This is a genomic window from Hansschlegelia plantiphila, assembly GCF_027922265.1.
GTDB lineage: Bacteria > Pseudomonadota > Alphaproteobacteria > Rhizobiales > Methylopilaceae > Methylopila > Methylopila plantiphila.
This window is the reverse complement of the sequence record NZ_BSFI01000008.1, coordinates 335478-358626: the sequence shown is the minus strand read 5'-3', so window position 1 is coordinate 358626 and position 23149 is coordinate 335478. Positions and strand designations below refer to the sequence as shown.

General features: G+C 68.2%; 28 protein-coding genes. 14 read left to right on the top strand and 14 right to left on the bottom strand.

The window, feature by feature from the left end; all coding sequences use genetic code 11:
* Nucleotides 1-33 precede the first annotated feature (33 nt).
* Entirely contained in the window at nt 34-1077 is a 1044-nt protein-coding gene (locus tag PKE75_RS11495) for a MaoC family dehydratase (RefSeq protein WP_271168866.1), read from the top strand.
* A 21-nt stretch (nt 1078-1098) separates the two neighbouring features.
* On the opposite strand, the gene PKE75_RS11490 is transcribed toward PKE75_RS11495, so the two are convergent.
* Nucleotides 1099-1824 carry a TetR/AcrR family transcriptional regulator gene (locus tag PKE75_RS11490; RefSeq protein ID WP_271168865.1) on the bottom strand — a complete coding sequence of 242 codons (726 nt, stop codon included), beginning with the start codon at nt 1822-1824 and terminating at the stop codon, nt 1099-1101.
* A gap of 281 nt (nt 1825-2105) precedes the next feature.
* Here PKE75_RS11490 and sdhC point away from each other — a divergent pair, with 281 nt between their 5' ends.
* The 6 genes from sdhC (at nt 2106) to PKE75_RS11460 (ending at nt 6068) form a co-directional block, all read left to right on the top strand.
* Nucleotides 2106-2516 (top strand): succinate dehydrogenase, cytochrome b556 subunit, encoded by a 411-nt coding sequence (gene sdhC, locus PKE75_RS11485; protein ID WP_271168864.1) that lies wholly within the window; start codon nt 2106-2108, stop codon nt 2514-2516.
* A 15-nt stretch (nt 2517-2531) separates the two neighbouring features.
* Complete coding sequence (gene sdhD / locus PKE75_RS11480) at nt 2532-2906, top strand: succinate dehydrogenase, hydrophobic membrane anchor protein (protein WP_271168863.1); 375 nt, start codon at nt 2532-2534, stop codon at nt 2904-2906.
* A gap of 5 nt (nt 2907-2911) precedes the next feature.
* A complete protein-coding gene (sdhA, locus tag PKE75_RS11475) occupies nt 2912-4750 on the top strand; it encodes a succinate dehydrogenase flavoprotein subunit (RefSeq protein ID WP_271168862.1) in 1839 nt (612 codons plus the stop codon).
* A 7-nt stretch (nt 4751-4757) separates the two neighbouring features.
* A complete protein-coding gene (locus PKE75_RS11470) occupies nt 4758-5003 on the top strand; it encodes a hypothetical protein (RefSeq protein ID WP_271168861.1) in 246 nt (81 codons plus the stop codon).
* 5 nt (nt 5004-5008) lie between these two features.
* Nucleotides 5009-5791 (top strand): succinate dehydrogenase iron-sulfur subunit, encoded by a 783-nt coding sequence (locus PKE75_RS11465; protein WP_271168860.1) that lies wholly within the window; start codon nt 5009-5011, stop codon nt 5789-5791.
* A gap of 103 nt (nt 5792-5894) precedes the next feature.
* Nucleotides 5895-6068 (top strand): hypothetical protein, encoded by a 174-nt coding sequence (locus tag PKE75_RS11460; protein WP_271168859.1) that lies wholly within the window; start codon nt 5895-5897, stop codon nt 6066-6068.
* A 3-nt stretch (nt 6069-6071) separates the two neighbouring features.
* On the opposite strand, the gene PKE75_RS11455 is transcribed toward PKE75_RS11460, so the two are convergent.
* The 6 genes from PKE75_RS11455 to PKE75_RS11430 all read right to left on the bottom strand — a co-directional run bounded on the left by PKE75_RS11455 (nt 6072) and on the right by PKE75_RS11430 (nt 11422).
* Complete coding sequence (locus PKE75_RS11455; protein WP_271168858.1) at nt 6072-6467, bottom strand: MAPEG family protein; 396 nt, start codon at nt 6465-6467, stop codon at nt 6072-6074.
* Nucleotides 6468-7619 carry a succinyl-diaminopimelate desuccinylase gene (gene dapE, locus PKE75_RS11450; RefSeq protein ID WP_271168857.1) on the bottom strand — a complete coding sequence of 384 codons (1152 nt, stop codon included), beginning with the start codon at nt 7617-7619 and terminating at the stop codon, nt 6468-6470.
* 16 nt (nt 7620-7635) lie between these two features.
* Nucleotides 7636-8478, bottom strand: coding sequence for a 2,3,4,5-tetrahydropyridine-2,6-dicarboxylate N-succinyltransferase (dapD, locus tag PKE75_RS11445; protein ID WP_271168856.1), 843 nt, complete (start codon nt 8476-8478; stop codon nt 7636-7638).
* Nucleotides 8479-8690: 212 nt separating this feature from the next.
* Nucleotides 8691-9986: an ATP-dependent protease ATPase subunit HslU gene (gene hslU, locus PKE75_RS11440; protein WP_271168855.1), complete on the bottom strand. Its 1296-nt coding sequence runs from the start codon at nt 9984-9986 to the stop codon at nt 8691-8693.
* Between the two features lie 192 nt (nt 9987-10178).
* On the bottom strand, nt 10179-10727 hold the full coding sequence (gene hslV / locus PKE75_RS11435; protein ID WP_271168854.1) for an ATP-dependent protease subunit HslV: 549 nt from the start codon (nt 10725-10727) through the stop codon (nt 10179-10181).
* A gap of 155 nt (nt 10728-10882) precedes the next feature.
* A complete protein-coding gene (locus PKE75_RS11430) occupies nt 10883-11422 on the bottom strand; it encodes a Dps family protein (RefSeq protein ID WP_271168853.1) in 540 nt (179 codons plus the stop codon).
* Nucleotides 11423-11718: 296 nt separating this feature from the next.
* Here PKE75_RS11430 and hisB point away from each other — a divergent pair, with 296 nt between their 5' ends.
* From hisB to coaA, 7 genes are read left to right on the top strand one after another with little or no spacing between them, the layout of a single operon-like run.
* Complete coding sequence (gene hisB / locus PKE75_RS11425; protein WP_271168852.1) at nt 11719-12312, top strand: imidazoleglycerol-phosphate dehydratase HisB; 594 nt, start codon at nt 11719-11721, stop codon at nt 12310-12312.
* A gap of 22 nt (nt 12313-12334) precedes the next feature.
* Nucleotides 12335-12817 (top strand): DUF2628 domain-containing protein, encoded by a 483-nt coding sequence (locus PKE75_RS11420; RefSeq protein ID WP_271168851.1) that lies wholly within the window; start codon nt 12335-12337, stop codon nt 12815-12817.
* Nucleotides 12814-13449 (top strand): imidazole glycerol phosphate synthase subunit HisH, encoded by a 636-nt coding sequence (hisH, locus tag PKE75_RS11415; protein WP_271168850.1) that lies wholly within the window; start codon nt 12814-12816, stop codon nt 13447-13449. Before PKE75_RS11420 ends, hisH begins: the two co-directional genes overlap by 4 nt.
* Entirely contained in the window at nt 13446-14183 is a 738-nt protein-coding gene (gene hisA, locus PKE75_RS11410) for a 1-(5-phosphoribosyl)-5-[(5-phosphoribosylamino)methylideneamino]imidazole-4-carboxamide isomerase (protein WP_271168849.1), read from the top strand. Before hisH ends, hisA begins: the two co-directional genes overlap by 4 nt.
* A gap of 1 nt (nt 14184) precedes the next feature.
* Nucleotides 14185-14967: an imidazole glycerol phosphate synthase subunit HisF gene (gene hisF, locus PKE75_RS11405; RefSeq protein ID WP_271168848.1), complete on the top strand. Its 783-nt coding sequence runs from the start codon at nt 14185-14187 to the stop codon at nt 14965-14967.
* A gap of 5 nt (nt 14968-14972) precedes the next feature.
* Nucleotides 14973-15293 carry a phosphoribosyl-ATP diphosphatase gene (locus PKE75_RS11400; RefSeq protein WP_271168847.1) on the top strand — a complete coding sequence of 107 codons (321 nt, stop codon included), beginning with the start codon at nt 14973-14975 and terminating at the stop codon, nt 15291-15293.
* Nucleotides 15293-16249, top strand: a complete 957-nt coding sequence (coaA, locus tag PKE75_RS11395; protein WP_271168846.1) for a type I pantothenate kinase — start codon at nt 15293-15295, stop codon at nt 16247-16249. The genes PKE75_RS11400 and coaA overlap by 1 nt, the downstream gene beginning before the upstream one ends.
* A gap of 25 nt (nt 16250-16274) precedes the next feature.
* Here coaA and PKE75_RS11390 read toward each other — a convergent pair whose 3' ends face one another.
* From PKE75_RS11390 to PKE75_RS11360, 7 genes are all read right to left on the bottom strand, one after another.
* Nucleotides 16275-16868 (bottom strand): PadR family transcriptional regulator, encoded by a 594-nt coding sequence (locus PKE75_RS11390; RefSeq protein ID WP_271168845.1) that lies wholly within the window; start codon nt 16866-16868, stop codon nt 16275-16277.
* Nucleotides 16869-17269: 401 nt separating this feature from the next.
* Nucleotides 17270-19690: a phenylalanine--tRNA ligase subunit beta gene (gene pheT, locus PKE75_RS11385; protein WP_271168844.1), complete on the bottom strand. Its 2421-nt coding sequence runs from the start codon at nt 19688-19690 to the stop codon at nt 17270-17272.
* Nucleotides 19687-20778, bottom strand: a complete 1092-nt coding sequence (pheS, locus tag PKE75_RS11380) for a phenylalanine--tRNA ligase subunit alpha (protein ID WP_271168843.1) — start codon at nt 20776-20778, stop codon at nt 19687-19689. The genes pheT and pheS overlap by 4 nt, the downstream gene beginning before the upstream one ends.
* 195 nt (nt 20779-20973) lie before the next feature.
* Nucleotides 20974-21333, bottom strand: a complete 360-nt coding sequence (rplT, locus tag PKE75_RS11375; RefSeq protein WP_271168842.1) for a 50S ribosomal protein L20 — start codon at nt 21331-21333, stop codon at nt 20974-20976.
* Nucleotides 21334-21388: 55 nt separating this feature from the next.
* Nucleotides 21389-21586, bottom strand: coding sequence for a 50S ribosomal protein L35 (gene rpmI / locus PKE75_RS11370; RefSeq protein ID WP_131003061.1), 198 nt, complete (start codon nt 21584-21586; stop codon nt 21389-21391).
* Nucleotides 21587-21762: 176 nt separating this feature from the next.
* Entirely contained in the window at nt 21763-22269 is a 507-nt protein-coding gene (locus PKE75_RS11365) for a hypothetical protein (RefSeq protein ID WP_271168841.1), read from the bottom strand.
* 18 nt (nt 22270-22287) lie between these two features.
* Nucleotides 22288-23094, bottom strand: a complete 807-nt coding sequence (locus PKE75_RS11360; RefSeq protein ID WP_271168840.1) for a TSUP family transporter — start codon at nt 23092-23094, stop codon at nt 22288-22290.
* Nucleotides 23095-23149 lie beyond the last annotated feature (55 nt).

Genomic DNA, 23149 nt, shown 5'->3' with positions numbered 1-23149 from the left:
ACGGCGCCGCACAAAAGGCGAAGGAGCGTGGGAATGGCGGGAGCCGGGCGGTTTTTCGAGGATTTCGTCGTCGGCGACGTGATCAGGCACGCGACGCCGCGTACGGTGACGGTCGGTGACCTCGCGCTCAACCAGGCGCTCTACGGCAACCGCTTCGTCGTGCAGTCCTCCGACGCCTTCGCGCGGCGCATCGGCTACCCGGCGAGCCCGGTCGACGACCTCGTCACCTTCCATGTGGTGTTCGGCAAGACGGTGCCGGACGTCTCGCTCAACGCCTTCGCCAATCTCGGCTATGCGGATGGCCGCTTCCTCAGGGCGGTCTATCCCGGCGACACGCTGGTTTCGACCTCGGAAGTCATCGGCGTGCGGCCGACCTCGAAGGGCGACGCGGGCGTGGTCTGGGTCCGCACCCGCGGCGTCCGGTCCGACGGCGCGCCGGTGCTCGAATATGTCCGCTGGGTGCTGGTCCGCGTGCAGGGCGGAAGGCCGGTTCCGGACGCTGTCGTGCCGGAGCTTCCGTCGGCCGTGGATCCCTCGCAGCTGGGCGCGGCCTGTCCGCGGATCCAACCCTCAGCCTGGGACGACGCCGAGGCTGGCGGCGCGCGGCGCTTCGACGACTACGCGGTCGGCGAGAAGATCGACCACGTCGACGGCATGACGGTTGAGGAGGCCGAGCATCAGCTCGCCACCCGGCTCTGGCAGAACACCGCGCGCGTCCATTTCGACGGCTATGCGCAGAAGTCGAGCAAGATCGGACGCCGGCTGGTCTATGGCGGCCACGTCATCAGCCTCGCCCGCGGCCTCACCTTCAATGGGCTGGAGAACGCGTTCCACATCGCCGGCATCAACGCCGGCCGGCATGTCGCGCCGATTTTCGCCGGAGACACGCTCTATGCATGGTCCGAGATCGTGGACAAACAGGCGTTGCCAGGTCGCGACGACGTCGGCGCGCTGCGCGTCCGGATCACCGGGCTGAAGGATTTTTCGGCTGCGGACTTCCCGCGCCTCGGAGAGGACGGCAAGGATCATCCGGCGGTCGTGCTGGATCTTGATCTCTGGCTGCTGGTCCCGCGCTAGGTTACGCGCATTCGGCGAAGATCAGGCGGCGGCTTCCTGGACCTCGCCGGCGAAGGCGATCCGACCGGCGCTCGCCTGCCCGGCGTGCAGTCGCCTCAGCACCGCGCGGATTCCCGCGTCGTAGGTTTCCGCGACCTGCGCGATGTCGTCGGCGTCGTCCAGCGTACGGGGGGTATGGAAAATGTATTCGCGGACGCGGATCGTGACCATGGCGTGGTGCAGGGCGAGCATCAGCGTGCGTTCGCCTTCCATCAGAGGTTTGCCGGCGAGGGGCGGCAGGCCCTCTTCGCAGCGCCAGTTCTCAAGCATCGCCGTCCAGACCGGCCAGTTGCGCATCGAGCCGTGGTAGATCGGCTCGGAATAGGAATCGAGGCCGGCGCGGAAGAACAACCGCGTCGCCGTGCAGCTCATTTGCGGCAACATCCGCGCATACACGGAGGCGACGCGCTCGGCCATCGGCTCGCCGGCGGAAGCCCGAAACCCTTCAAGCGCCCCGACGCTCCAATGATTGCGGAAGACCTCGGCGAACACCGCTTCGATGAGCGCGGTCTTGCTGTCGAAATAGCGATAGAGCAGCGCCTGGGTCACGCCGATCGAGGCGGCGAGGTCGCGCGTCGGGCCGCTGAAACCGTTGTCGGCGAAGAAGCGACAAGCCGCCTGAACGATCTGCTGGCGGCGGGCGTCGCCTGCGAGGCGCGGCGCCCTCCGGCGAGCCGCCACGTCAATCGGCTCAACGATCGATGGCATGGCGCCTGTTCTCCCCAAGGGTCCCGCGCCAAGAAGGTGAACAGGACAGGGCACGATCGCAGCAAACCCGAACGACGGAACAGTTAGGGAGGATGCGTAGCGACGAAATGTCGCATATGCGGTCCGCCGACCGCGCGCTGTCCGAATGGACGATCGTCTCCATGCAGCCGGACGCGTTCGAAGCTGCTACCAAAGACGGGCGGCGGCTCTGCGGCCCGCGGCGTTGCGCGGCGCCGCACCATCCGCTAGTTCCTGTCGCGAACTTCGAAAAGGTCCAAACCATGGACTCCCCGAAAGCCGCCTCGTCAGCCCGGCCGCTCTCTCCTCATCTGCAGATCTACCGGCCGATGCTGTCGATGATGATGTCGATCGTGCATCGCATCACGGGGGCTGGGCTCTATTTCGGCACGGCGCTGGTCGCCATCTGGCTCGTCGCCGCCGCCTCGGGCCCTTCGGCGTTCGCCTCGGCGCAGGCGGTCTACGGCTCGCTCATCGGTCAGGTCGTGCTGTTCCTCTACACCTGGACGCTGATCCACCATGCCCTCGGAGGGGTGCGCCACCTGATGTGGGACACCGGTCGGGGTTTCGAGCCCCGCGAGCGCGAGCTCCTCTATCGGGCGACGCTCGGCGGATCGGTCGTGCTGACCGTGCTGGTCTGGATCGTCGGCTATCTGCTGCGCGGCGCGGCCTGAGGGAGAGAACAAGCGATGCGGACCCCTCTCGGCCAGGTGCGCGGACTGGGCGCGGCGAAGGCCGGCACCGAACATTTCTGGCTTCAGCGCATGACGGCGGTCGCGAACCTGCCGCTGACGATCTTCTTCGTCGGCGTGGTCGCGGCGCTGGCGGGCTCGAGCCACGCCGGCGCGACCGCCATGCTCGGCGCGCCGTGGATCGCGATCCCGATGCTGCTGCTGACGGTTTCGGTCGTCGTCCACATGCGGATCGGCATGCAGGTCATCATCGAAGACTATGTCCATGACGAACTGCTGAAGCTGCTCGCGCTGATGGCGAACACCTTCTTCGCGGTCGTGGTCGGCCTGTCCTGCGCCTTCGCGCTCCTCAAGATCAGCTTCGGAGTCTGAACGGCATGCCACCGGCCGCAAAGCCCAATGGCGGCGCAGGTCCGGCCGTGAACGGCCGGGCCTATCCGTTCGAGGACCACACCTTCGACGTCGTCGTGGTCGGCGCAGGCGGCGCCGGCCTGCGCGCCGTCGTCGGCTGCTCGGAGGCGGGCCTCAAGACCGCCTGCATCACCAAGGTGTTCCCGACACGCTCGCACACCGTCGCGGCGCAGGGCGGGATATCGGCCGCGCTCGGCAACATGGGCGAGGACGACTGGCGCTTCCATATGTACGACACCGTCAAGGGCTCCGACTGGCTCGGCGACCAGGACGCGATCGAGTACCTCGTGCGCAACGCGCCGGCCGCGGTTTACGAGCTCGAGCACTGGGGCGTGCCTTTCTCCCGCACCGAGGAAGGAAAAATCTACCAGCGCCCCTTCGGCGGCATGACGACCCATTACGGCAAGGGCACCGCCCAGCGCACCTGCGCGGCGGCCGACCGCACGGGTCACGCGATCCTGCACACGCTCTACGGCGCGGCCCTGAAGGCCAAGGCGCAGTTCTTCATCGAGTATTTCGCGATCGACCTGATGATGGACGAGGAGGGCGCCTGCGTCGGCGTCATCGCCCTCAAGATGGACGACGGCACGCTGCACCGCTTCCGCAGCCACAAGACCATCCTCGCCACCGGCGGCTACGGCCGGGCCTATTTCTCCGCGACCTCCGCCCACACCTGCACCGGCGACGGCAACGCGATGGTTCTCCGGGCCGGCCTGCCGCTGCAGGACATGGAGTTCGTGCAGTTCCACCCGACGGGGATCTATGGCGCGGGTTGCCTGATCACCGAGGGCGCGCGCGGCGAGGGCGGCTACCTCACCAATTCCGAGGGCGAGCGCTTCATGGAGCGCTATGCGCCGTCGGCGAAGGACCTCGCCTCACGCGACGTCGTCTCTCGCTCCATGACGGTCGAGATCCGCGAAGGCCGCGGCGTCGGCAAGAACAAGGACCACATCTACCTGCACCTCGATCATCTGGACCCGAAGATCCTGCATGAGCGCCTGCCGGGCATCTCCGAGAGCGCGCACATCTTCGCGGGCGTCGACCTGACCAAGGAGCCGATCCCGGTGCTGCCGACCGTGCACTACAACATGGGCGGCATACCCACGAACTTTCACGGCGAGGTTCTGACCAAGATCGACGGCGATCCAGACGCGGTCGTGCGGGGTCTGATGGCGCTGGGCGAAGCGGCCTGCGTCTCGGTCCACGGCGCGAACCGGCTGGGCTCGAACTCGCTGATCGACCTCGTGGTGTTCGGCCGCGCGGCCGCCGACCGCTGCGCCGCGACGATGGAGCCGAACGCCAGCCACCGCGAGCTGCCGAAGGGCGCGGCCGATCTGGCGATCGGCCGTCTCGACCACTTCCGCAACGCCGCCGGAGCCACGCCGACAGCGGAGCTCCGGCTCTCCATGCAGAAGGTGATGCAGTCGAACTGCGCGGTGTTCCGCACCGGCGAGGTGCTGGACGAGGGCAAGGGCCTGATCCACGAGGTCTGGTCCGGCTCGGACGATGTCGGCATCAGCGACCGCTCGCTGGTCTGGAACTCCGACCTGATCGAGACGATGGAGTTCGACAACCTGATCTCACAGGCCGTCGTCACCATGGAGAGCGCGGTCAACCGCCAGGAAAGCCGCGGCGCCCACGCCCGCGAAGACTTCCCGGACCGCAACGACAGGGAGTGGATGAAGCACACCCTCTCCTGGGCCGACACCGACAACCGCCGGGTCTCTATCGATTACCGCCCGGTGCACGCCTACACGTTGACCAACGACATCCAGTATATCGAGCCTAAGGCGCGGGTGTATTGAGGGTATCATGGCCGACGAACCCGACAGCCTCGTTCTCCGCTTTCTCCGCCAGATCGACCAGAAGATCGACCGGCTGGACGATCGCGTGTCGGATCTTACCGCGCGGGTCGCCTCGCTGGAAGATCAGATGATCGGAACGCGAAGTGAAAACGCCGGCCTCAGGGCGGACATCGTCCGGCTCGAGCACAAGCTCGACCGTTTCGACGCTCGCCTGCAACGCATCGAGAAGCGCCTCGATCTGATCGAGGCCTGAGGGTCATGGTCCAGCTCACGCTCCCCAAAAATTCGCGGCTCGTCGAGGGCAAGACCTGGCCGAAGCCGCAGGCCAAAAACGTCACGCCGTTCAAGGTCTATCGCTGGAACCCGGACGACGGGATCAACCCGCGCGTCGACACCTTCTATGTCGACCGCGACGATTGCGGGCCGATGGTCCTCGACGGCCTGATCTGGATCAAGTCGAAGGTCGATTCCACGCTGACCTTCCGCCGCTCCTGCCGAGAGGGCATCTGCGGCTCCTGCGCGATGAACATCGACGGGACGAACACGCTGGCCTGCACCAAGGGCATGGACGCCTGCGCGTCGGGCGGCACGGTGAAGATCTACCCGCTGCCCCACATGCCGGTGATCAAGGACCTCGTCCCCGACCTCACGCAGTTCTACGCCCAGCACGCCTCGGTCGAGCCCTGGCTCAAGACCGACACGCGCGCGCCGGGGACGGAGTGGAAGCAGAGCCGCGACGACCGCGAGAAGCTCGACGGGCTCTACGAGTGCATCCTGTGCGCCTGCTGCTCGACCTCGTGTCCGAGCTACTGGTGGAACGGCGACCGCTATCTCGGCCCGGCCGCCCTGCTGCAGGCCTATCGCTGGCTGATCGACAGCCGCGACGAGGCGACGGGCCACAGGCTCGACGAGCTCGAAGATCCCTTCAAGCTCTATCGATGTCACACCATCATGAATTGCGCCAAGGCCTGCCCGAAGGGGCTGAACCCGGCGAAGGCGATCGCCGAGATCAAGGCGATGATGGTCGCACGCCAGTTCTGATGAGCGGAGGCTGCCGCCAATTTGGGCGTGCCTAACGCTCGACGGCGCAGCCGGCCGGTCCCAACTTCCCTGACGGTCACCAGATCGAGGGAGATCGACCCCAATGAACGAGACCGTCGAACCGGACCGGCCTTGGGCGCTCGAAACCGTCCAGGAGCTCAAGGAGCTCGCCCGCGAAAAAGCGCCGGCCAGCCTGATCGCCCTCAGGCTTCGCCGCTCGCAAGCGGACGTCCGCGCCAAGGCGTCCGAACTTGGGCTGTCGCTCGCGGCCGAATAAGTCTCAGGCGGGCGGTCCGCCCGCCCAGAGCGACGAGGTGAAGATCGCGACGCAGACGAGAAACCCGATCGACCAGATCGTCGAGCGGAGCGTCGGTCTGTTCGCGACATAGGCCCAGAGATAAGCGAGCCGCACGACGACGAAGACGATGGCGAGGCGGTCGATCCATTCCTGGGGGCCGCCCTGCGTCCACGCGACCAGCACGGCCGCGGCGAAGAACGGGAAGGCTTCGAAGGCGTTCTGCTGTGCGGCGACGGCGCGCTTGCGCCAGTCCTCGGCGGTCTGCGCCCATTCGCGCGGCTTGCTATTGTCGAAGCTCCGGTCGCCGCGCTTGGCGAGGCCGGAGGTGAGGATCGGAAGCACGCCGGCGAACAGCACGCACCACATCGAGATCGGCATTCAGGCGTCCTTGGTTGCGACCGCGGCGAGCACGCGCTGGTAGATCCGCGTCAGCGTTTCGAGGTCGGCGACCGAAACCCGCTCGTCGACCTGATGCATCGTACGTCCGACCAGGCCGAACTCGACCACCGGGCAATAGGATTTGATGAAGCGGGCGTCCGAGGTGCCGCCGCCTGTCGTGAGCGCGGGACGGCGGCCGGTCTCGGCCTCGATCGCTGCGGCGACCAGATCGACGAAGGGGCCGGGCGGCGTGAGGAAGGCGTCGCCGGTGTTCTGCTCGAAGGCGAGTTCGTAGGTCCCGGCGCCGAGCGCGGCGTCGAGCCGGCCGCGGATCAGGGCCTCCAGGCCGCGCGCGTCGTGGCGATCGTTGTAGCGCACGTTGAAACGCGCCGTCGCGTCGCCGGGAATGACGTTGAACGCGCCGGCCCCGCTCTCGACGCCGACCACTTCGAGGTTCGACGGCTGAAAATGCTCCGTCCCCTGATCGAGCGGCTCGTCCATCAGCGCCGCGAGCGCCGGACCGAGCCTTCGGATCGGATTGTCCGCGCGGTCGGGATAGGCGACATGGCCCTGGACGCCGCGGATGACGAGCGTGCCGGAATGGCTGCCCCGGCGGCCAACCTTGATCTCGTCGCCAAGCGCGTCGGGATTGGTCGGCTCGCCCAGCAGACAGGCCGAAAAGCGCTCGCCGCGCTTGCTCGCCCAGTCCAGCAGCTTCGCCGTGCCGTTGACCGCCGGGCCCTCTTCATCGCCTGTGATCAGAAACGCCACCGGCGTTTCGGCGTCGCTTCGGGCGACTCCCGCGATCATGCAGGCGATTGCGCCCTTCATATCGACCGCGCCGCGGCCGAACACCTGGCCGTCGACCACCGCGCCGGAGAACGGACCCTGCGTCCAGCGCGCGACGTCGCCGACCGGCACGACGTCCGTGTGGCCGGCGAACACGAAAGCCGCGCCAGAGCCCCGGCGCGCGTACAGATTTTCGACGTCCGGCGTGCCCTCCGCGGAGAAAACCGGACGGTCGACGACGAAGCCGAGCGGCGTCAGAAGCGCCTCGATCAGCGCCAGAGCGCCGCCCTCGGCGGGCGTGACGCTCTCGCAGGCGATCAGGCCTTGCGCGACGGCGACGGGATCGCGGGGGTCGATGGTCATCGCCGCCGTCTCCGCGTCAGTCCCGCAGGAGTTCGTTGATGCCTGTCTTGGACCGCGTCTGCTCGTCGACGCGCTTCACGATCACGGCGCAGGCGAGCGACGGGCCGGGCGCGCCGTTCGGCAGCGGCTTGCCGGGTGTCGCGCCGGGCACGACGACCGAATATTCCGGCACCTCGCCGATGAAGACCTCGCCGGTCGCCCGGTCGACGATCTTGGTCGAGGCGCCGAGGAACACGCCCATCGAGAGCACCGCGCCCTTGCGGACGATCACCCCTTCGGCGACTTCCGAGCGCGCGCCGATGAAGCAGTTGTCCTCGATGATCACCGGGCCGGCCTGCAGCGGCTCCAGCACGCCGCCGATGCCGACGCCGCCGGAGATGTGGCAGTCCTTGCCGATCTGCGCGCAGGAGCCGATCGTCACCCAGGTGTCGACCATCGTGCCGCTGTCGACATAGGCGCCGACGTTCACGAAGGACGGCATCAGCACCACGTTCGGCGCGATGTAGGCCGAGCGCCGGACGATGGCGCCGGGCACGGCGCGGAAGCCCGCCTGCTTGAAGCGCGCGTCGTCCCAGCCGTCGAACTTCGAGGCGACCTTGTCCCACCATGAGGCGCCGCCCGGCGCGCCGGGAATACGCTCCATGTCGTTCAGCCGGAACGACAGCAGAACCGCCTTCTTGACCCACTGGTAGACGGTCCAGTTTCCGCCCTCGGGCACGGCGATGCGCAGCTCGCCCTTGTCCATCGCAGCCAACGCGTTCTCGACCGCCTCACGCACCGGCCCTGTCGTCGACGGTCCGATCTCGGCGCGACGCTCCCAGGCGTCGTCGATCACGGCGGCGATGTCGGCATGGCTCATTGCGAAGGACTCCGGCGGAGATTTAAGCGCGCGACGTTTGCGGCCGATGCGGAGGGGTTGTCAATTCCGGGCGACGACCGGACGCTCTCATTTCAGAACAAACCTCGTCGTCCTCCGGCTCGACCGCAGGACCTATGTTCGAGCGTAGCTCGACGCCAGAGGCAGGTGGTCCGGTCAAGCCGGACCACGACGGGCTTTGGCGTATTTGCGATCTACAGGATGAACCGGCTCAGATCCGCGTTCTTCGCAAGATCGCCGACGAACCTGCGGACATAGTCGCCGTCGACCGTCACCGTTTGGCCGCCCATGTCGGCGGCGGTGAAGCTGACCTCGTCGAGCACGCGCTCCATAACCGTCTGCAGCCGCCGCGCGCCGATGTTTTCGACGGTGGAGTTGACCTCGACGGCGATGTCGGCGAGCGCGGCGATCCCATCCTCGGTGATCTCGAGCGTCACGCCCTCGGTCGCCATCAGCGCCACGTACTGCTTCACGAGGCTCGCCTCGGTGTCGGTCAGGATGCGGACGAAGTCCTCGCGGGTGAGCGCGGAGAGCTCGACGCGGATCGGCAGGCGGCCCTGAAGCTCCGGCAGCAGGTCGGAGGGCTTCGCGACATGGAAGGCGCCGGAGGCGATGAACAGGATGTGGTCGGTCTTGACCGGCCCATGCTTGGTCGCGACCGTGGTGCCCTCGATCAGCGGCAGCAGGTCGCGCTGCACGCCTTCGCGGCTGACGTCGCCGGAGCGGCCGTCGCGGGCGCAGATCTTGTCGATCTCGTCGAGGAACACGATGCCGGCGTTCTCGACCACGTGGATCGCCTCCGCCGTCAGCTGCTCCTGGTCGAGCAGCTTGTCCGATTCGTCAGCGATCAGCTGGTCTCGAGCGTCCCTGACGGGCGCGCGCCGGGTCTTCTTCTGGCCGCCCTGAAGCCTGCCCATGATGTCGCCAAGCGAGATCATGCCGACCTGGCCGGGCATGCCGGGGATCTCCATCATGCCGGGGCCGGACGAGGCGACCTCGATTTCGATCTCCTTGTCCTCCATCTCGCCCGACATCAGCTTCTTGCGGAACGAGTCGCGCGTCGCGGGGCTCGCGGTCGCGCCGACAAGCGCGACGAGGATCCGTTCCTCGGCCGCAAGCTCGGCCTTGGCGCGGACGTCCTTGCGCCTGGTCTCGCGCACCAGCCCGATGCCGACCTCGACGAGGTCGCGCACGATCTGCTCGACGTCGCGGCCGACATAGCCGACCTCGGTGAACTTGGTGGCCTCGACCTTGAGGAACGGCGCGTTGGCGAGCCGCGCGAGGCGACGCGAGATCTCGGTCTTGCCGACGCCGGTCGGCCCGATCATCAGGATGTTCTTCGGCAGCACCTCTTCGCGCAGATGACCCGTGAGCTGCAGCCGCCGCCAGCGGTTGCGCAGCGCGATCGCGACCGCGCGCTTGGCGTCGCGCTGGCCAACGATGTGACGGTCGAGCTCGGAGACGATTTCGCGGGGGGAGAGGTCGGTCATGTCGGATCTTTCAGCGGCGCCGCTCGATGCGGCCCAGTGGGTGAGCCGGCCCGAAGCGCCGGCTGAAGGCGAGGAACGTCATCCCGGCCGCAGCGAAGCGAAGAGCCGGGACCGTCGTCAGGACCGGCGCTTTATTCGGCGCACGATACCGGCTCTCCGCGGCTTCGCCGCTTCGGCCGGACGCCGGGCCGCTCACTCCGCCGTCTCGAGGCTCTCGATGGTCAGATTGCCGTTGGTGTAGACGCAGATCTCGGCTGAGATCTTCATCGCCTTGCGGACGATCGTCTCCGCGTCAGCGTCGGTGTCGATCAGAGCGCGGGCGGCGGAGAGCGCGTAGTTGCCGCCGGAGCCGATGGCGGCGACGCCGTTCTCCGGCTCCAGCACGTCGCCATTGCCGGTGATGACGAGCGCCGTGGTCTTGTCGGCGACCAGCATCATCGCTTCGAGGTGGCGAAGATAGCGGTCGGTGCGCCAGTCCTTGGCGAGTTCGACGGCGGCGCGCAGGAGCTGGCCGGGATGCTGCTCCAGCTTGGCTTCGAGCCGCTCGAACAGCGTGAAGGCGTCCGCTGTGGCGCCGGCGAAACCGGCGATGACGTCGCCCTTCGAGATCGGGCGGACCTTCCGGGCGGTCGCCTTCATCACGGTCTGGCCAAGCGTCACCTGGCCGTCGCCGCCGATGACCACGCGGCCGCCCTTACGCACGAGCAGGATCGTCGTGCCATGCATCGTAATTTCGGACATTGAGGCTCTCAAGGCGTGTACGGAGCCTCAGGTAAGTACTGCTCGCGCCTGCGCAATGGGCGCGGAGCGCTACGCTGACGCAGGGTCCTCCGGGCAGGCCGGAGGACGACGATGCGTTCGGCTTCCCCTCGCAGGCGAGGGAGCGCCGCTGCTGCTTACGAGCTGCGCGCGGTTTCGAACAGGAACCAGGCGCGGCGTTCGGTCTCGTCGATCCAGTTCTCGATCAGGCTCGCGGTCGCGACGTCCTCGTGCTCGTCGCAGAGGTCGTGCACCTCGCGCAGGCTCTTCACGAAATCCAGATTGTCCTGCCGAAGCTCCGCCAGCATGTCCTGTGGGGTGACGAAGTCGGCGTCATTGTCCTCGACGCGCTGCAGGCGCGCGATGTGGCCGATCGAGCGGATCGTGGTGCCGCCGATCTTCCGGACCCGCTCGGCCATGTCGTCGGTGGTGGCGAGAATCTGCGCGGACTGTTCGTCGAGCATCAGATGATAGTCGCGGAAATGCGGGCCGCTCATGTGCCAGTGGAAGTTCTTGGTCTTGAGATAGAGCGCGAAGGTGTCGGCCAGCAGGGCGTTCATGGCGCCCTGGATGTCGGTGGTCGCGTTCGAGCCGAGGTCGGTCGGCGTCGCGAGAGCCGCCTTACGACGGGTCTTCGCCTCGGTCATCTTCGCGCTCGTCTTGGTCGTCTTCGCCATCTCGATACCTCCTGGAATGTCGCGCCGCGCTCTTTTACGGTGAAAGCGTCAGCCCGCCCTGCAACGTCACGTGCCGAGATATGCCTCGCGCCCTGATTTTCGAGGGCCGGGCCGTCGCGAACATCGTCATATTCGATGAAGCGGGGCGGCTTTGCGCTCATGCGGGGACTAGGCGCTCCGGCGCGATTGGCGCGGCGACGCCCAGCGTGGTAGTCACGCGCCGTTTCCTCACCAGACTTCCCCAGCAAGACTTGCGACCAAGACTTGCGCCAAAGCCTTCAGCGCCGGAGACGCCCATGCGACGGGGCGACGTCACCCGAAAGACCGCCGAAACCGAGATCGCCCTCAGCGTCGATCTCGATGGGACCGGCGCGTCCTCGATCTCGACCGGGGTCGGCTTTCTCGATCACATGCTCGAACTGCTGTCGCGCCACTCGATGATCGACATCGAGGTGAAGGCGACCGGCGACACCCATGTCGACTTCCACCACGTCACCGAGGACGTCGGCATCGCGCTCGGCCAGGCCATGCGGCAGGCGCTGGGCGACATGAAGGGGCTCACCCGCTACGCCGACGTCGCGATGCCGATGGACGAGACGCTGACCCGCGTGGCGCTCGACGTGTCGGGCCGGCCGTTCCTGGTGTGGCGCACGACGTTCCCGGCGCCGAAGATCGGCGAATTCGACAGCGAACTGGTCCGCGAGTTCTTCCAGGGGTTCTCTACGCATGCTGCGGTCACGCTGCACGTCGAGACGCTTTATGGCGCGAACGCGCACCACATCGCGGAGTCGTGCTTCAAGGGGCTGGCGCGCTGCCTGAAGAGCGCGTTCGCGATCGACCCACGCGCCGGAGACCGGCTGCCATCCACCAAGGGCCGGATCGGCGACTGACGACTTTAGGGCTGAAGAACTTATGCGGAACTGGCTGATCTACGAACCGCCGGGCGGCGCGCTCCCGACGCTCGATGGCGCGGAACGCTTCGTCACCCTGCGGGAGGGCTTCTCCAAGCTCGCCTTCATCGTCCCGTTGATCTGGCTCGCATGGCGGCGGTGCTGGCTGGCGCTCGGCGTCTATGTCGTCGTCGAGATCGTGCTGAGCCTCGCCGTCCGCGGTCTCGGACTGTCGAGCGGCGCGGCGCTCGTGCTCGCTTTTCTGCCCAACCTCGCCGTCGGCCTCGAAGCCGCGTGGCTGCGCGCGAGGGCGCTGGAGCGCCGCGGCTTCACGCTCGTTGGAGCGATGCCGGCGCGGACCCGCGAAGAGGCCGAGGCCGTCTTTTTCCAGGACTGGGTCCGTCAGCCCGCCCCCGAGCGCGCGCCGGCGGCTCAGAGCGCGCCCTACCGCCCGACGGGCGGCGGCGTGCTCGGCCTGTTTCCCGAGCCCGGAGCGGCGCGGTGACGATCGCGGTCGTCGATTACGGCGCGGGCAACCTGCGCTCGGTCGAGAAGGCGCTGGCGCGCGCCGGCGGCCAGCGCATCTCGGTCACCAGCGACCCAGACGAGATCGCGAAGGCCGACCGCGTCGTCCTGCCCGGCGACGGCGCGTTCCCGGATTGCCGGGCGGCGCTCGGCCATGTCTCCGGTCTCGGCGACGCGCTCGACGAAGCGATCCGCCGACGCGGACAGCCGTTCCTCGGCATCTGCATCGGCATGCAGATGCTGGCGACCGAAGGCGAGGAATACGAGCCGACGGCCGGGCTCGGGTGGATTCCGGGCAAGGTGGTGCGCATCGAGCCCGGCGACGCCCGGCTGAAGGTGCCGCACATGGGCTGGAACACGCTGCGCACGCACCGGCCCCACCATCTGCTGGACGACCTGCACCTCGGACCGGATGGCCTGCACGCCTATTTCCTGCACGCTTTCCACCTCGTGCCCGACGATCCGGATGACGTCGTCGCCGCCGCCTTCTACGGCGGGGAGGTGACGGCGGTGGTCGCGCGCGGCAACGTGGCGGGCGTCCAGTTCCACCCGGAAAAAAGCCAGAAGCTCGGCCTCGCTCTGCTTGCCAACTTCGTGGGGTGGCGACCATGATCCTTTATCCCGCGATCGACCTGAAGGGCGGCTCCGTCGTGCGCCTCAAGGAAGGCGACATGGACCGCGCGACGGTCTACGGCCGCAACCCCGGCGCGCAGGCGCGCAGCTTCGCCGAGATCGGCTTCGAGTGGATCCACGTGGTCGACCTCGACGGCGCCTTCGCCGGCGCGAGCGTCAATGCGGCCGCGGTCGACGACATCCTCGATGCGGCCGGCGCGCCGGTTCAGCTCGGCGGCGGCATCCGCGACATGAAGGCGGTCGAGGCGTGGCTCGCGCGCGGCGTGACGCGGGTGATCCTCGGGACAGCGGCCGTGCGCAATCCCGACTTCGTAAAGGCGGCGGCGCGCGCGCATCCGGGCCGGGTCGCGGTCGGCATCGACGCGCGCGACGGCCACGTGGCGGTGCAGGGCTGGGCCGAGGTCTCCGACATGACCTCGCTCGAGCTCGCCCGCCGTTTCGAGGACGTGGGGGTCGCCGCCATCATCTTCACCGACATCTCGCGCGACGGCCTGTTGAAGGGCCTCAACCTGGAGAGCACGCGCGAACTCGCCGCGGCCGTGTCGATCCCGGTGATCGCATCCGGCGGTCTCGCCGACATCGAGGACGTCCGCCGGCTGCTGCAGCCGGAGAACGCCGCGATCGCCGGCGCCATCACCGGCCGCGCGCTCTATGACGGCCGCCTCGACGGCCGCGAGGCGCTCGCCTTCGTGCGCGCGGCGAAGGCGGCGTGAGATGCTGAAGATCCGCGTCATCCCCTGCCTCGACGTCAAGGACGGTCGCGTCGTGAAGGGCGTCCGCTTCGTAGACCTGCGCGACGCCGGCGATCCCGTGGAAGCGGCGATCGCCTATGACGCCGCGGGCGCCGACGAGCTCTGCTTTCTCGACATCACCGCAAGCCACGAGGAGCGCGCCATCCTGCTCGACGTGGTCGCGCGCACCGCGGAGAACTGCTTCATGCCGGTGACGGTCGGCGGCGGGGTGCGTTCGGTCGAGGACGTGCGCGCGCTGATGCTGGCCGGCGCCGACAAGGTCTCGATCATGTCGGCTGCCGTAAACGACCGCTCGGTCGTCGCCCGCGCCGCTGAGAAATTCGGCGCGCAGGCGATCGTGGTCGCGGTCGACGCCAAGAAGGTCTCGAAGCCCGGCGAAACGGACCGCTGGGAGGTCTTCACCCATGGCGGCCGGCGGCCGACCGGGCTCGACGCGGTGGGCTATGCGGTCGAGGTCGCGAGCCTCGGCGCGGGCGAGATCCTGCTCACCTCCATGGATCGCGACGGCACCAAGGACGGCTACGATCTGGCCCTCACCCGCGCGGTCGCCGACGCCGTTCCCGTGCCCGTGGTGGCGTCCGGCGGCGTGGGAACGCTGGAGCACATGGTCGACGGCGTGAAGATCGGCGGCGCCAGCGCGGTGCTGGCGGCCTCGATCTTTCACTTCGGCGAGTTCACGATAGGCGAGGCGAAGGCGCGGATGGCCAAGGCGGGCCTCCCCGTCCGACTCGATCCGGGAGCGTGAGGACCATGGCTTTCACCCTCGACGACCTCGATCGCATCATTTCCGAACGAGCGTCGGCCGACGCGAAGGAGTCCTACACCCGGGCGCTGCTCGACGCCGGCTCCGTCCGCTGCGCCAAGAAGCTCGGCGAGGAGGGCGTGGAGGCGGCGCTCGCGACCGCCTCGGGCACGAAGGTCGAACTCGCCGCGGAGGCCGCGGACGTGCTTTATCATCTGCTGGTGGCCCTGAAGGCGCGCGACGTGCCGCTTTCCGACGTCATGGAGCTGCTCCAGCGGCGCACCGGCCAGTCGGGGCACGCCGAAAAGGCGTCACGGATAAATCATTGATGGACGACCGGCCGCGGATCTCCAGTCCCTCGCCCTACGCGACGTTCTCGCGAGGCGACTGGGCGGCTCTCCGCGCCGACACCCCGATGACCCTGAACGACGCCGACCTCGAGCGGCTGTCGTCGGTCGACGATCCGATCGATATGGACGAGGTCGAGCAGATCTATCTGCCGATCTCGCGGCTGCTCGCGTTCTACGTCGCTGCGCGTCATCAGCTGTTTCGCGCGACGCAGCGCTTTCTGGGGCATAGCGAGACGCGCGTGCCCTACATCGTGGCGGTCGCGGGCTCGGTCGCCGTCGGCAAGTCCACCACGGCCCGCGTGCTCCGCGCGCTGCTCGCCCGCTGGCCGAACATGCCGAAGGTGGACCTGGTGACCACCGACGGTTTTCTGCTTCCCAACGCCGTGCTCGCGCGCGACGGCCTGATGGGCCGCAAGGGGTTCCCGGAGAGCTACGACGTTCAGAGCCTGCTGCGCTTCGTCTCCGACATCAAGGCGGGCAAGGGCCGCCTCACCGCGCCGGTGTACAGCCACCTCGTCTACGACGTGGTGCCGGGCGAGCGCATGACGATCGAGACGCCGGACATCGTCATCCTCGAAGGGCTGAACGTGCTGCAGACCGGCGAGCGTCCGAAGAACGGGCGCGTGACGCCGTTCGTCTCCGATTTCATCGACTTCGGCATCTATCTCGACGCCGACGAGCCGATGCTCCGCCGCTGGTATGTCGAGCGCTTCCTGCGACTGCGGGAGACCGCGTTCCGAGACCCGAAATCCTATTTCCGGAAATACGCACAGGTCTCGAAGCAGGAGGCGCTCGCCGCCGCCGAAACGCTGTGGAGCGAGATCAATCTGCCCAATCTGCGCGAGAACATCCGCCCCACGCGCCCGCGCGCCGACCTGATCCTGAAAAAGGGCGAGAGCCACAGGATCGAAGAGGTTCGGCTCCGAAAGATATGAGCCGGCATTAGCCGGCTCATGGTCTTTACAGGCCTTCGAGCTCCTGCGCGGCGCGCTCGAGGATCTGGCGAGCCTTCGCGGCCTGCTCGGCGTTGAGCGAGCCGCCGCGGAGCTTTCGGAACAGCGCCTTTCGCAGGCCATGCACCGCCTCGCCGAGCGCGGCCTCGCCGAGCGCGCCCGAGGCTTCGTCCAGCTGCGCGTTGATCTTGTCGATCTCCGCGCGGTTCTCCTCGAGATAGGCCCGGCCCTGGTCGGTGATCGAATAAAGCCGCTTCGCTCCCTGCGTGGTCGAGGTCGCGAGGTCCGCTTCCTCCATCATCTGCAGCATCGGGTAGATCGAGCCGGGGCTGGGGGAATAAGCGCCCTGGAAGCGGGCCTCCAGCGCCTTGATGACGTCGTAGCCGTGGCGAGGGCCCTCCGCGAGGAGTCCCAGCACCACAAGGCGGAGCGCCCCGGCGTCGAACAGGCGCGAGCCTCTCCCGCCGAACGGGCCGCCGCGATGGCGGCCGAACGGGCCGCCGCGCCCGCCGCGCGGACCGCACTCACGATCGCGATTTTCAGAACCGGCGAACCAGGGCCTCTGACCCTGGCGGCCGAAGAAATGTCCGTGACCAAACATGTATCGTTCCTCAGATAGGTTTTTCATAAAACATATCTGAGGAACGATATATCGTTTGTCAACGGCGCGGGTCTCTTTTCATGCGGCCGCGTCCGATGGCGTCGCCAAGCTGGTCCATCGCCTGCTACCCTTGGAAGCGCGTCCGGCCTCATCGCCGCCCCGCTAAAGTCACGAGCGGCGTGACTTCGACTGCATTTCTTCGGTCATGGTTAATGAAAGCTTTCCGATCCGGCCTCCCACGGAGTCGTTTCCAGAACGAATCATGAATCGATGATTCGTGCGCGATTCGTTCTACTGGAACGAAACAGGACTCGACTCGCGGCGACTCCGGCTCGACTCCGCGAGCCCATTGAAAGTGAGCTTTTGCTTAGTCAATACCGGACGGGAGCGGGGCTAGACTCTCAGGTTCGAAGCGTCGCGCCGCTCGCCTTTGCGACCTGCGCCACGATCTTCTCCGCGACCGCCTCGATTTCGGCGTCGGTCAGCGTCTTCTCGCGCGGCTGCAGCGTGACCGCGAGGCCGAGCGAGACCCGGCCCTCCGGCACGCCCGGTCCTTCGTAGCGGTCGAACAAAGTGACGTCGGTCACGAGCTTGCGGTCGGCCGCTTGCGCGGCGCGGATCAGTTCGGCCGCCGGCACGTCGCGATCGACCAGGAAAGCGAAGTCGCGGGTGAGCGGCTGCAGCGCCGATCCCCCGAACGGCGGTCGGGCCTTGGTCGCCTTGGCCTTGGGCTGAGGAGCGGCGTCGAGGATCAGCTCGAAGCCGACGAGCGGACCTGAAACGCCGAGCGCTTGAAGGGTGCGCGGATGCAGTTCGCCGAACGCGCCCAGCACGAGCTTCGGCCCGAGCTGCAGCGCGGCCGAACGGCCGGGATGGAACCAGTCCGGCGCGGCGCCTTGCGCGACCTGAACGGCGCCGGCCGACAGGCCGATCGCAGAAAGCGCCGCGAGCGCGTCGCCCTTGGCGTCGAAGGCGTCGACGGGAAGCGCGGTTTCGCCCCAGTGACGGCCCGCGCCGCGCGCCTTGGCGGTTCCGCGGCGGACGCCGGCGGCGGCCATGCGCTGGTCTTCGGGACGGTCGCCGAGGAAGGTCTGCCCGACCTCGAACATCGCGACGTCGGCGACGCCCCGATCGGCGTTGCGCTGCGCGGCCGCGATCAGGCTCGGCAGCAGGCTCGGCCGCATGTCGGAGAGATCGGCGGAGATCGGGTTCGCAAGAGCGAGCTCAGGCTTCGCGCCGCCGAAGCTCTCGGCCTGCGGCTTCGAAACGAAGGACCACGTCACGGCCTCGACCAGCCCGCGGGCTGCGAGCGTGCGGCGGACGTTGCGGGCGCGGCGCTGGACGAGGCTGAGCCTGGCGTCGCCGACAGTCGCGACAGCCGGCAGCGGCGTCGAGACGATCCGGTCGAGGCCGATGATGCGCACGACCTCCTCGACGATGTCGGCCTTGCCCTCGACGTCGGGCCGCCAGCTCGGAACGGCGACCTTGAGCTGCTCGCCCTGGCCCGACACCCGGAAGCCGAGCCTCATCAGCGGCGCCTTCACCTCGGCCGGCGTCAGCGCGAGCCCCGCAAGCCTGCGGACTTCGGCGACGGGAAAGTCGATGATCAGGTCGCGATAGGGAACCTCGCCCGCGCTCGCGACTTCAGAGGCTTCGCCGCCGCAGGCGTCGACCACCATCTGCGTCGCGAGTTCGAGTCCCGGCAGCGCAAAGGCCGGGTCGACGCCGCGCTCGAAGCGGTGGCGGGCGTCGGAGTTCAGGTTCAGCGCGCGGCCCGTGCGGGCGATGTTCAGCGGATCCCAGAGCGCGCTCTCGATCAGCACGTCGGTCGTGGTCTCGTCGCAGCCGGTCGCGGCGCCGCCCATAACGCCGGCGAGCGACTGCACGCCGTTGTCGTCGGCGATCACGCACATCGTGTCGTCGAGCGCATAGGTCTTGCCGTCGAGCGCAAGGAAACTCTCGCCGGCGCGCGCCCGGCGGACGACGAGGTCGCCCTTCACCTTGGCGGCGTCGAACACGTGCAGCGGTCGGCCGCGGTCGAAGGTCAGGTAATTGGTGACGTCGACCAGCGCGTTGATGGGCTTGGACCCGATCGACTGAAGCCGGCGGCGCAGCCATTCCGGCGACACGCTGTTCCTGACGCCGCGCACGAGACGGACCGCGAAGAAAGGCGACCGCGGCGCCTCGTCGCCGAAGTCGAAGCGCACCGCGGTCGGGCAGGGGAAGCCGCCGCGCGCGATCTGGACCGCGGGCTCGCGCAGCTCGCCGATCTCGGCGGCGGCCAGATCGCGCGCGACTCCGTGCACCCCGAGGCAGTCCGGCCGGTTCGGCGTCACCGCGATCTCGATCACCGGGTCGTCGAGGCCGACCAGCGGCGCGAACGGGCGGCCGACAGGCGCGTTCTCCGGCAGCTCGATGATGCCGTCGTGGTCGTCGCCGAGCCCGAGCTCCCGCGAGGAGCACAGCATACCGCCCGACGCGACGCCGCGGATCTCCGAGGCGCCGAGCTTCACGCCGCTCGACGGGATCACCGTGCCGGGGGCCGCGAACACGACCTTCAGGCCTTGCCGCGCGTTCGGCGCGCCGCAGACGACCTGGAGCGGCGCGCCCTTGCCGACGTCGACCGAGCAGACCTGGAGCTTGTCGGCGTTCGGGTGCCGCTTCGCTTCGAGAATGTGCCCGACGACGAAGGCGGCGAGATCGCCCGCCTTGTCCTCGACGTGCTCGACCTCGAGGCCGACGCGCGTCAGCGTTTCCGTGACCGTCTGGAGGTCGGCGGGCCCGGAGAGGTGTTCTTTCAGCCAGGAGAGGGAGAATTTCACTGTGAAAGCCCGCCCGCGAGCGTGGGAAAGTCCAGCGGCCGGAAGCCGTAATGGCTGAGCCAGCGCGCGTCGGCGCCGAACAGGTCGCGCAGATCCGGCATGCCGTATTTCAGCATGGCGATGCGGTCGATGCCGATGCCCCAGGCGAAGCCGGTCCAGACGTCGGGGTCCAGGCCGCAGTTCCGCAGCACGTTGGGATGCACCATCCCGCAGCCGAGGATCTCCAGCCAATCGTCGCCCTCGCCGATGCGGATCTCGTTCGGCAGCTTGCGGCAGCGGACGTCAACCTCCATCGACGGCTCGGTGAAGGGGAAGAACGACGGCCGGAAGCGCAGCTCGACCGAGGGCACCTCGAAGAAGGTCTTGAGGAACTCCTCCAAAACCCATTTGAGCTGGCCGAGATTGGCGTCGCGGTCGATCACCAGGCCCTCGACCTGGTGGAACATCGGCGTGTGCGTCTGGTCCATGTCGAAGCGATAGGTGCGGCCGGGGCAGATCACCCGGATCGGCGGCTCCTTCGCCTGCATGGCGCGGATCTGCACCGGGCTGGTGTGCGTCCTGAGCAGCAGACGCTCGCCGTTCTCCTTGGCGGGAAGGAAGAACGTGTCGTGCATCTCGCGCGCGGGGTGGCCGACAGGGAAGTTCAGCTTGGTGAAGTTGAGGTCGTCGGTCTCGATGTCCGGACCTTCGGCGACCGAGAACCCCATCGCCGAGAAGATCGCGATCAGCTCGTCCGTGACCTGGGAGACCGGGTGGATGCGCCCCGTCTCAAGGCCGCTCTCGCGGACTGGCAGCGAGACGTCGAGCCGCTCGGCTGCGAGCCTGGCGTCCAGGGCCGCGTCCGCCAGCACCGTCTTGCGCTCCGAAAGCGCCGCGGCGACCCGGTCGCGCAACGCGTTCAGCGCGGGACCGAACGTCTTGCGCTCATCGGGCGTCATGCCGCCGAGCGTTTTCAGCTTCTCGGAGACCGAGCCCTTCTTGCCGAGCGCGGAAACGCGCACGGCTTCGAGCGCGGCCTCGTCGGCTGCGGCGGAGACGGCCGCGAGCACATCGGCTTCGAGGGTGGAGAGGCTGTCGAGGTCGGTCATCGCAGGGTGATACGCCCGAGCGCCGAAACGAAAAAGGGCGCGAGCGCGCCCCCTGCCGTCATTCCGGGCTTGTCCCGGAATCCATTTCCTCAGCGGTCAGTCCAGTCCGGCGTCGACTGCGGAAATGGGTCCCGGCACTTCGGCCGGGACGACGTCGCGGATTGTCGAGAGCGCGTCAGGCGCGCCCGAACAAGGTCACGCCTGGAGCGCGGCCTTGGCCTTCTCGGCGATCACGGCGAAGGCCGCGGGCTCGGCGATCGCGAGTTCCGACATCATCCGGCGGTCGACTTCGATGCCGGCGAGCGACAGGCCCGCGATGAAGCGCGAATAGGTCAGGCCGTGCTCGCGCACGGCGGCGTTGATGCGCTGGATCCAGAGCGCCCGGAACGTCCGCTTCTTGTTCTTGCGGTCGCGGTAGGCGTACTGCATCGAACGATCGACGGCGGCCTTCGCCGCGCGGATCGTGTTCTTGCGACGGCCGTAGAAGCCCTTCGCGGCGTCCAGTGTCTTCTTGTGCTTTGCGTGGGACGTTACGCCCCGTTTCACGCGAGCCATGGTCTATCTCTCAAGCGTCTGGTGTGTCTGGGAAAAGCGCTGTCAGGTCCGCGCGTCAGCCGTAGGGCAGGAACGTCCTGACGATCCGCGCGTCCTGCGGCGTCAGAATGGTCGTGCCCCGCTGGTTGCGGATCTGCTTGTTGGTGCGCTTGATCATGCCATGGCGCTTGCCGGCCTGAGCCGAGATGACCTTGCCGGTCCCGGTGAAGCGGAAGCGTTTCTTCGCCGCCGACTTCGACTTGATCTTGGGCATTTCGCTCTCCGAAAAGATGAGGCGGCCTCACAGGCGAGACGGCGCCAACCCTGAGGGGCTGGACCGAACGCTCGCGAGACCTGAGCATTGGGCGCGCCACGGCAGCCCATAACGGCCGGGCCCGCGCGAAGGCGCCGCTTATAGGCGGACGGCGGAGTATTTGCAACGGCCGTCGGCTATTTCGCGGGCGGCGTCAGCGCGATCCCGATGCTGGTGGCGGGCGCGTTGCTGATCTGCAGCAGAGCAGGCCCGGCGCCGAGCTCGAAGCGCAGCGTCTTATGGGCGCCGTCGCAGTCCTTCACCCCGGAGAACCCTGCCGGCTTCACCGGCTTGCCGTCCTGCACGAGGTCCGCCCATGCGGCGTCCGACAGCGTGACCTGGGTGACGCCCGCGCGCGCCTCGAAGCCGAGCGTTCCAGCCGGCGCGCTGAGCGCGGGTTTCCGCTCGGGCGCGATCGCGAAGCCCGCCTTGTCGGCGTCGACCAGCTTCACCCGGACGCCGACCGGCCCGGAAAGATCGACCGTCGCGCCGCTGTCGACCCAGTCGGGTTTCGCCAGCAGAGCGATGTCGGCCTCGACCGGCCATTTGAAAGCGCCGCAGCCGCCGGTCTCAGCCGCGAAGGCCGGGGCTCCGACGCCCAGCAGCGCAAAGGACAGTGCGGCGGCGATACTGGCTCTGTTCATAGGGCGTGCTCTTCGGAGTCAGGAGTGCGAGGCAAGCGTCGCGCGGATCGCCGCCCCGATAGGATGGCTGGAATCCAGCATGAGCCGAAGCGCCAGCGCAACAGCGACGACGACCAGCAGCGGCCTAACGATCCGCACGCCGTGCTTGAGGGCGAGCCCGGAGCCAATGCGCGCGCCGACGAGGGCGCCGGCGGCCATGGCGAGGCCCGCAGGCCAGACGATCGTGCCGGCGAGGATGAAGACGATGAGGCTCGCGACGTTGGAGGAGAAGTTCAGCAGCTTGGTCCGCGCCACAGCGCGCACGGCGCCCAGTCCGGCGAGGCCTACGATCGCGATCATGTAGAACGAGCCGGCGCCCGGGCCGAACAGGCCGTCGTAGAAGCCGATGGGCAGGGCCGCGGCGAATGCGAAGGTCGTAGGGCGCAGCCGCGCGGCGAGGTCGATGTCGGACATGCGGGGGCCGAAGGCGAAATAGAGCGCGACCGCGATCAGCAGGAAAGGAAGGCCGACCCTCATCAGCCCGACCGGCGCGTAGGCGACGCACGCCGCGCCGACGATCGAGCCGACGAAGGCGAAGGCCGCGAGCATCCAGGTCTCGCGCGACCTGAAGTCGAGCATTCCGGCCTGTGCGAAGCGCGTGGTCGCGACGGCTGTCCCGAGCGTCCCCTGCAGCTTGTTGGTCGCGACGGCCGCGACTGGGTCGAGCCCGCCGAGGATCAGGACGGGCAGCGCGATCAGCCCGCCGCCGCCCGCAATGGCGTCGACCGTGCCGGAAACGACGCCGGACAGCGCGAACAGCAGCAGCGTCTCGGGCGAAATCGGCATGGGAGGGAACTGACGTCGGAGGGGCGGGCGCCGCCGCTCATAGCATCGCGCGGAC

Excerpts from the sequence above, each read along its gene's own strand:
- PKE75_RS11360 (WP_271168840.1), bottom strand. The coding sequence starts at position 23,094 with ATGCCGATTTCGCCCGAGACGCTGCTGCTGTTCGCGCTGTCCGGCGTC.
- hslU (WP_271168855.1), bottom strand. The coding sequence starts at position 9,986 with ATGACCGACCTCTCCCCCCGCGAAATCGTCTCCGAGCTCGACCGTCAC.
- dapE (WP_271168857.1), bottom strand. The coding sequence starts at position 7,619 with ATGACCATCGACCCCCGCGATCCCGTCGCCGTCGCGCAAGGCCTGATC.
- PKE75_RS11365 (WP_271168841.1), bottom strand. The coding sequence starts at position 22,269 with ATGAACAGAGCCAGTATCGCCGCCGCACTGTCCTTTGCGCTGCTGGGC.
- hslV (WP_271168854.1), bottom strand. The coding sequence starts at position 10,727 with ATGTCCGAAATTACGATGCATGGCACGACGATCCTGCTCGTGCGTAAG.
- hisA (WP_271168849.1), top strand. The coding sequence starts at position 13,446 with ATGATCCTTTATCCCGCGATCGACCTGAAGGGCGGCTCCGTCGTGCGC.
- dapD (WP_271168856.1), bottom strand. The coding sequence starts at position 8,478 with ATGAGCCATGCCGACATCGCCGCCGTGATCGACGACGCCTGGGAGCGT.
- rplT (WP_271168842.1), bottom strand. The coding sequence starts at position 21,333 with ATGGCTCGCGTGAAACGGGGCGTAACGTCCCACGCAAAGCACAAGAAG.
- hisB (WP_271168852.1), top strand. The coding sequence starts at position 11,719 with ATGCGACGGGGCGACGTCACCCGAAAGACCGCCGAAACCGAGATCGCC.
- rpmI (WP_131003061.1), bottom strand. The coding sequence starts at position 21,586 with ATGCCCAAGATCAAGTCGAAGTCGGCGGCGAAGAAACGCTTCCGCTTC.
- sdhA (WP_271168862.1), top strand. The coding sequence starts at position 2,912 with ATGCCACCGGCCGCAAAGCCCAATGGCGGCGCAGGTCCGGCCGTGAAC.
- hisF (WP_271168848.1), top strand. The coding sequence starts at position 14,185 with ATGCTGAAGATCCGCGTCATCCCCTGCCTCGACGTCAAGGACGGTCGC.
- sdhC (WP_271168864.1), top strand. The coding sequence starts at position 2,106 with ATGGACTCCCCGAAAGCCGCCTCGTCAGCCCGGCCGCTCTCTCCTCAT.
- PKE75_RS11495 (WP_271168866.1), top strand. The coding sequence starts at position 34 with ATGGCGGGAGCCGGGCGGTTTTTCGAGGATTTCGTCGTCGGCGACGTG.
- pheS (WP_271168843.1), bottom strand. The coding sequence starts at position 20,778 with ATGACCGACCTCGACAGCCTCTCCACCCTCGAAGCCGATGTGCTCGCG.
- PKE75_RS11390 (WP_271168845.1), bottom strand. The coding sequence starts at position 16,868 with ATGTTTGGTCACGGACATTTCTTCGGCCGCCAGGGTCAGAGGCCCTGG.
- PKE75_RS11455 (WP_271168858.1), bottom strand. The coding sequence starts at position 6,467 with ATGCCGATCTCGATGTGGTGCGTGCTGTTCGCCGGCGTGCTTCCGATC.
- PKE75_RS11490 (WP_271168865.1), bottom strand. The coding sequence starts at position 1,824 with ATGCCATCGATCGTTGAGCCGATTGACGTGGCGGCTCGCCGGAGGGCG.
- PKE75_RS11430 (WP_271168853.1), bottom strand. The coding sequence starts at position 11,422 with ATGGCGAAGACGACCAAGACGAGCGCGAAGATGACCGAGGCGAAGACC.
- PKE75_RS11465 (WP_271168860.1), top strand. The coding sequence starts at position 5,009 with ATGGTCCAGCTCACGCTCCCCAAAAATTCGCGGCTCGTCGAGGGCAAG.
- sdhD (WP_271168863.1), top strand. The coding sequence starts at position 2,532 with ATGCGGACCCCTCTCGGCCAGGTGCGCGGACTGGGCGCGGCGAAGGCC.
- coaA (WP_271168846.1), top strand. The coding sequence starts at position 15,293 with ATGGACGACCGGCCGCGGATCTCCAGTCCCTCGCCCTACGCGACGTTC.
- PKE75_RS11470 (WP_271168861.1), top strand. The coding sequence starts at position 4,758 with ATGGCCGACGAACCCGACAGCCTCGTTCTCCGCTTTCTCCGCCAGATC.
- PKE75_RS11460 (WP_271168859.1), top strand. The coding sequence starts at position 5,895 with ATGAACGAGACCGTCGAACCGGACCGGCCTTGGGCGCTCGAAACCGTC.
- PKE75_RS11420 (WP_271168851.1), top strand. The coding sequence starts at position 12,335 with ATGCGGAACTGGCTGATCTACGAACCGCCGGGCGGCGCGCTCCCGACG.
- PKE75_RS11400 (WP_271168847.1), top strand. The coding sequence starts at position 14,973 with ATGGCTTTCACCCTCGACGACCTCGATCGCATCATTTCCGAACGAGCG.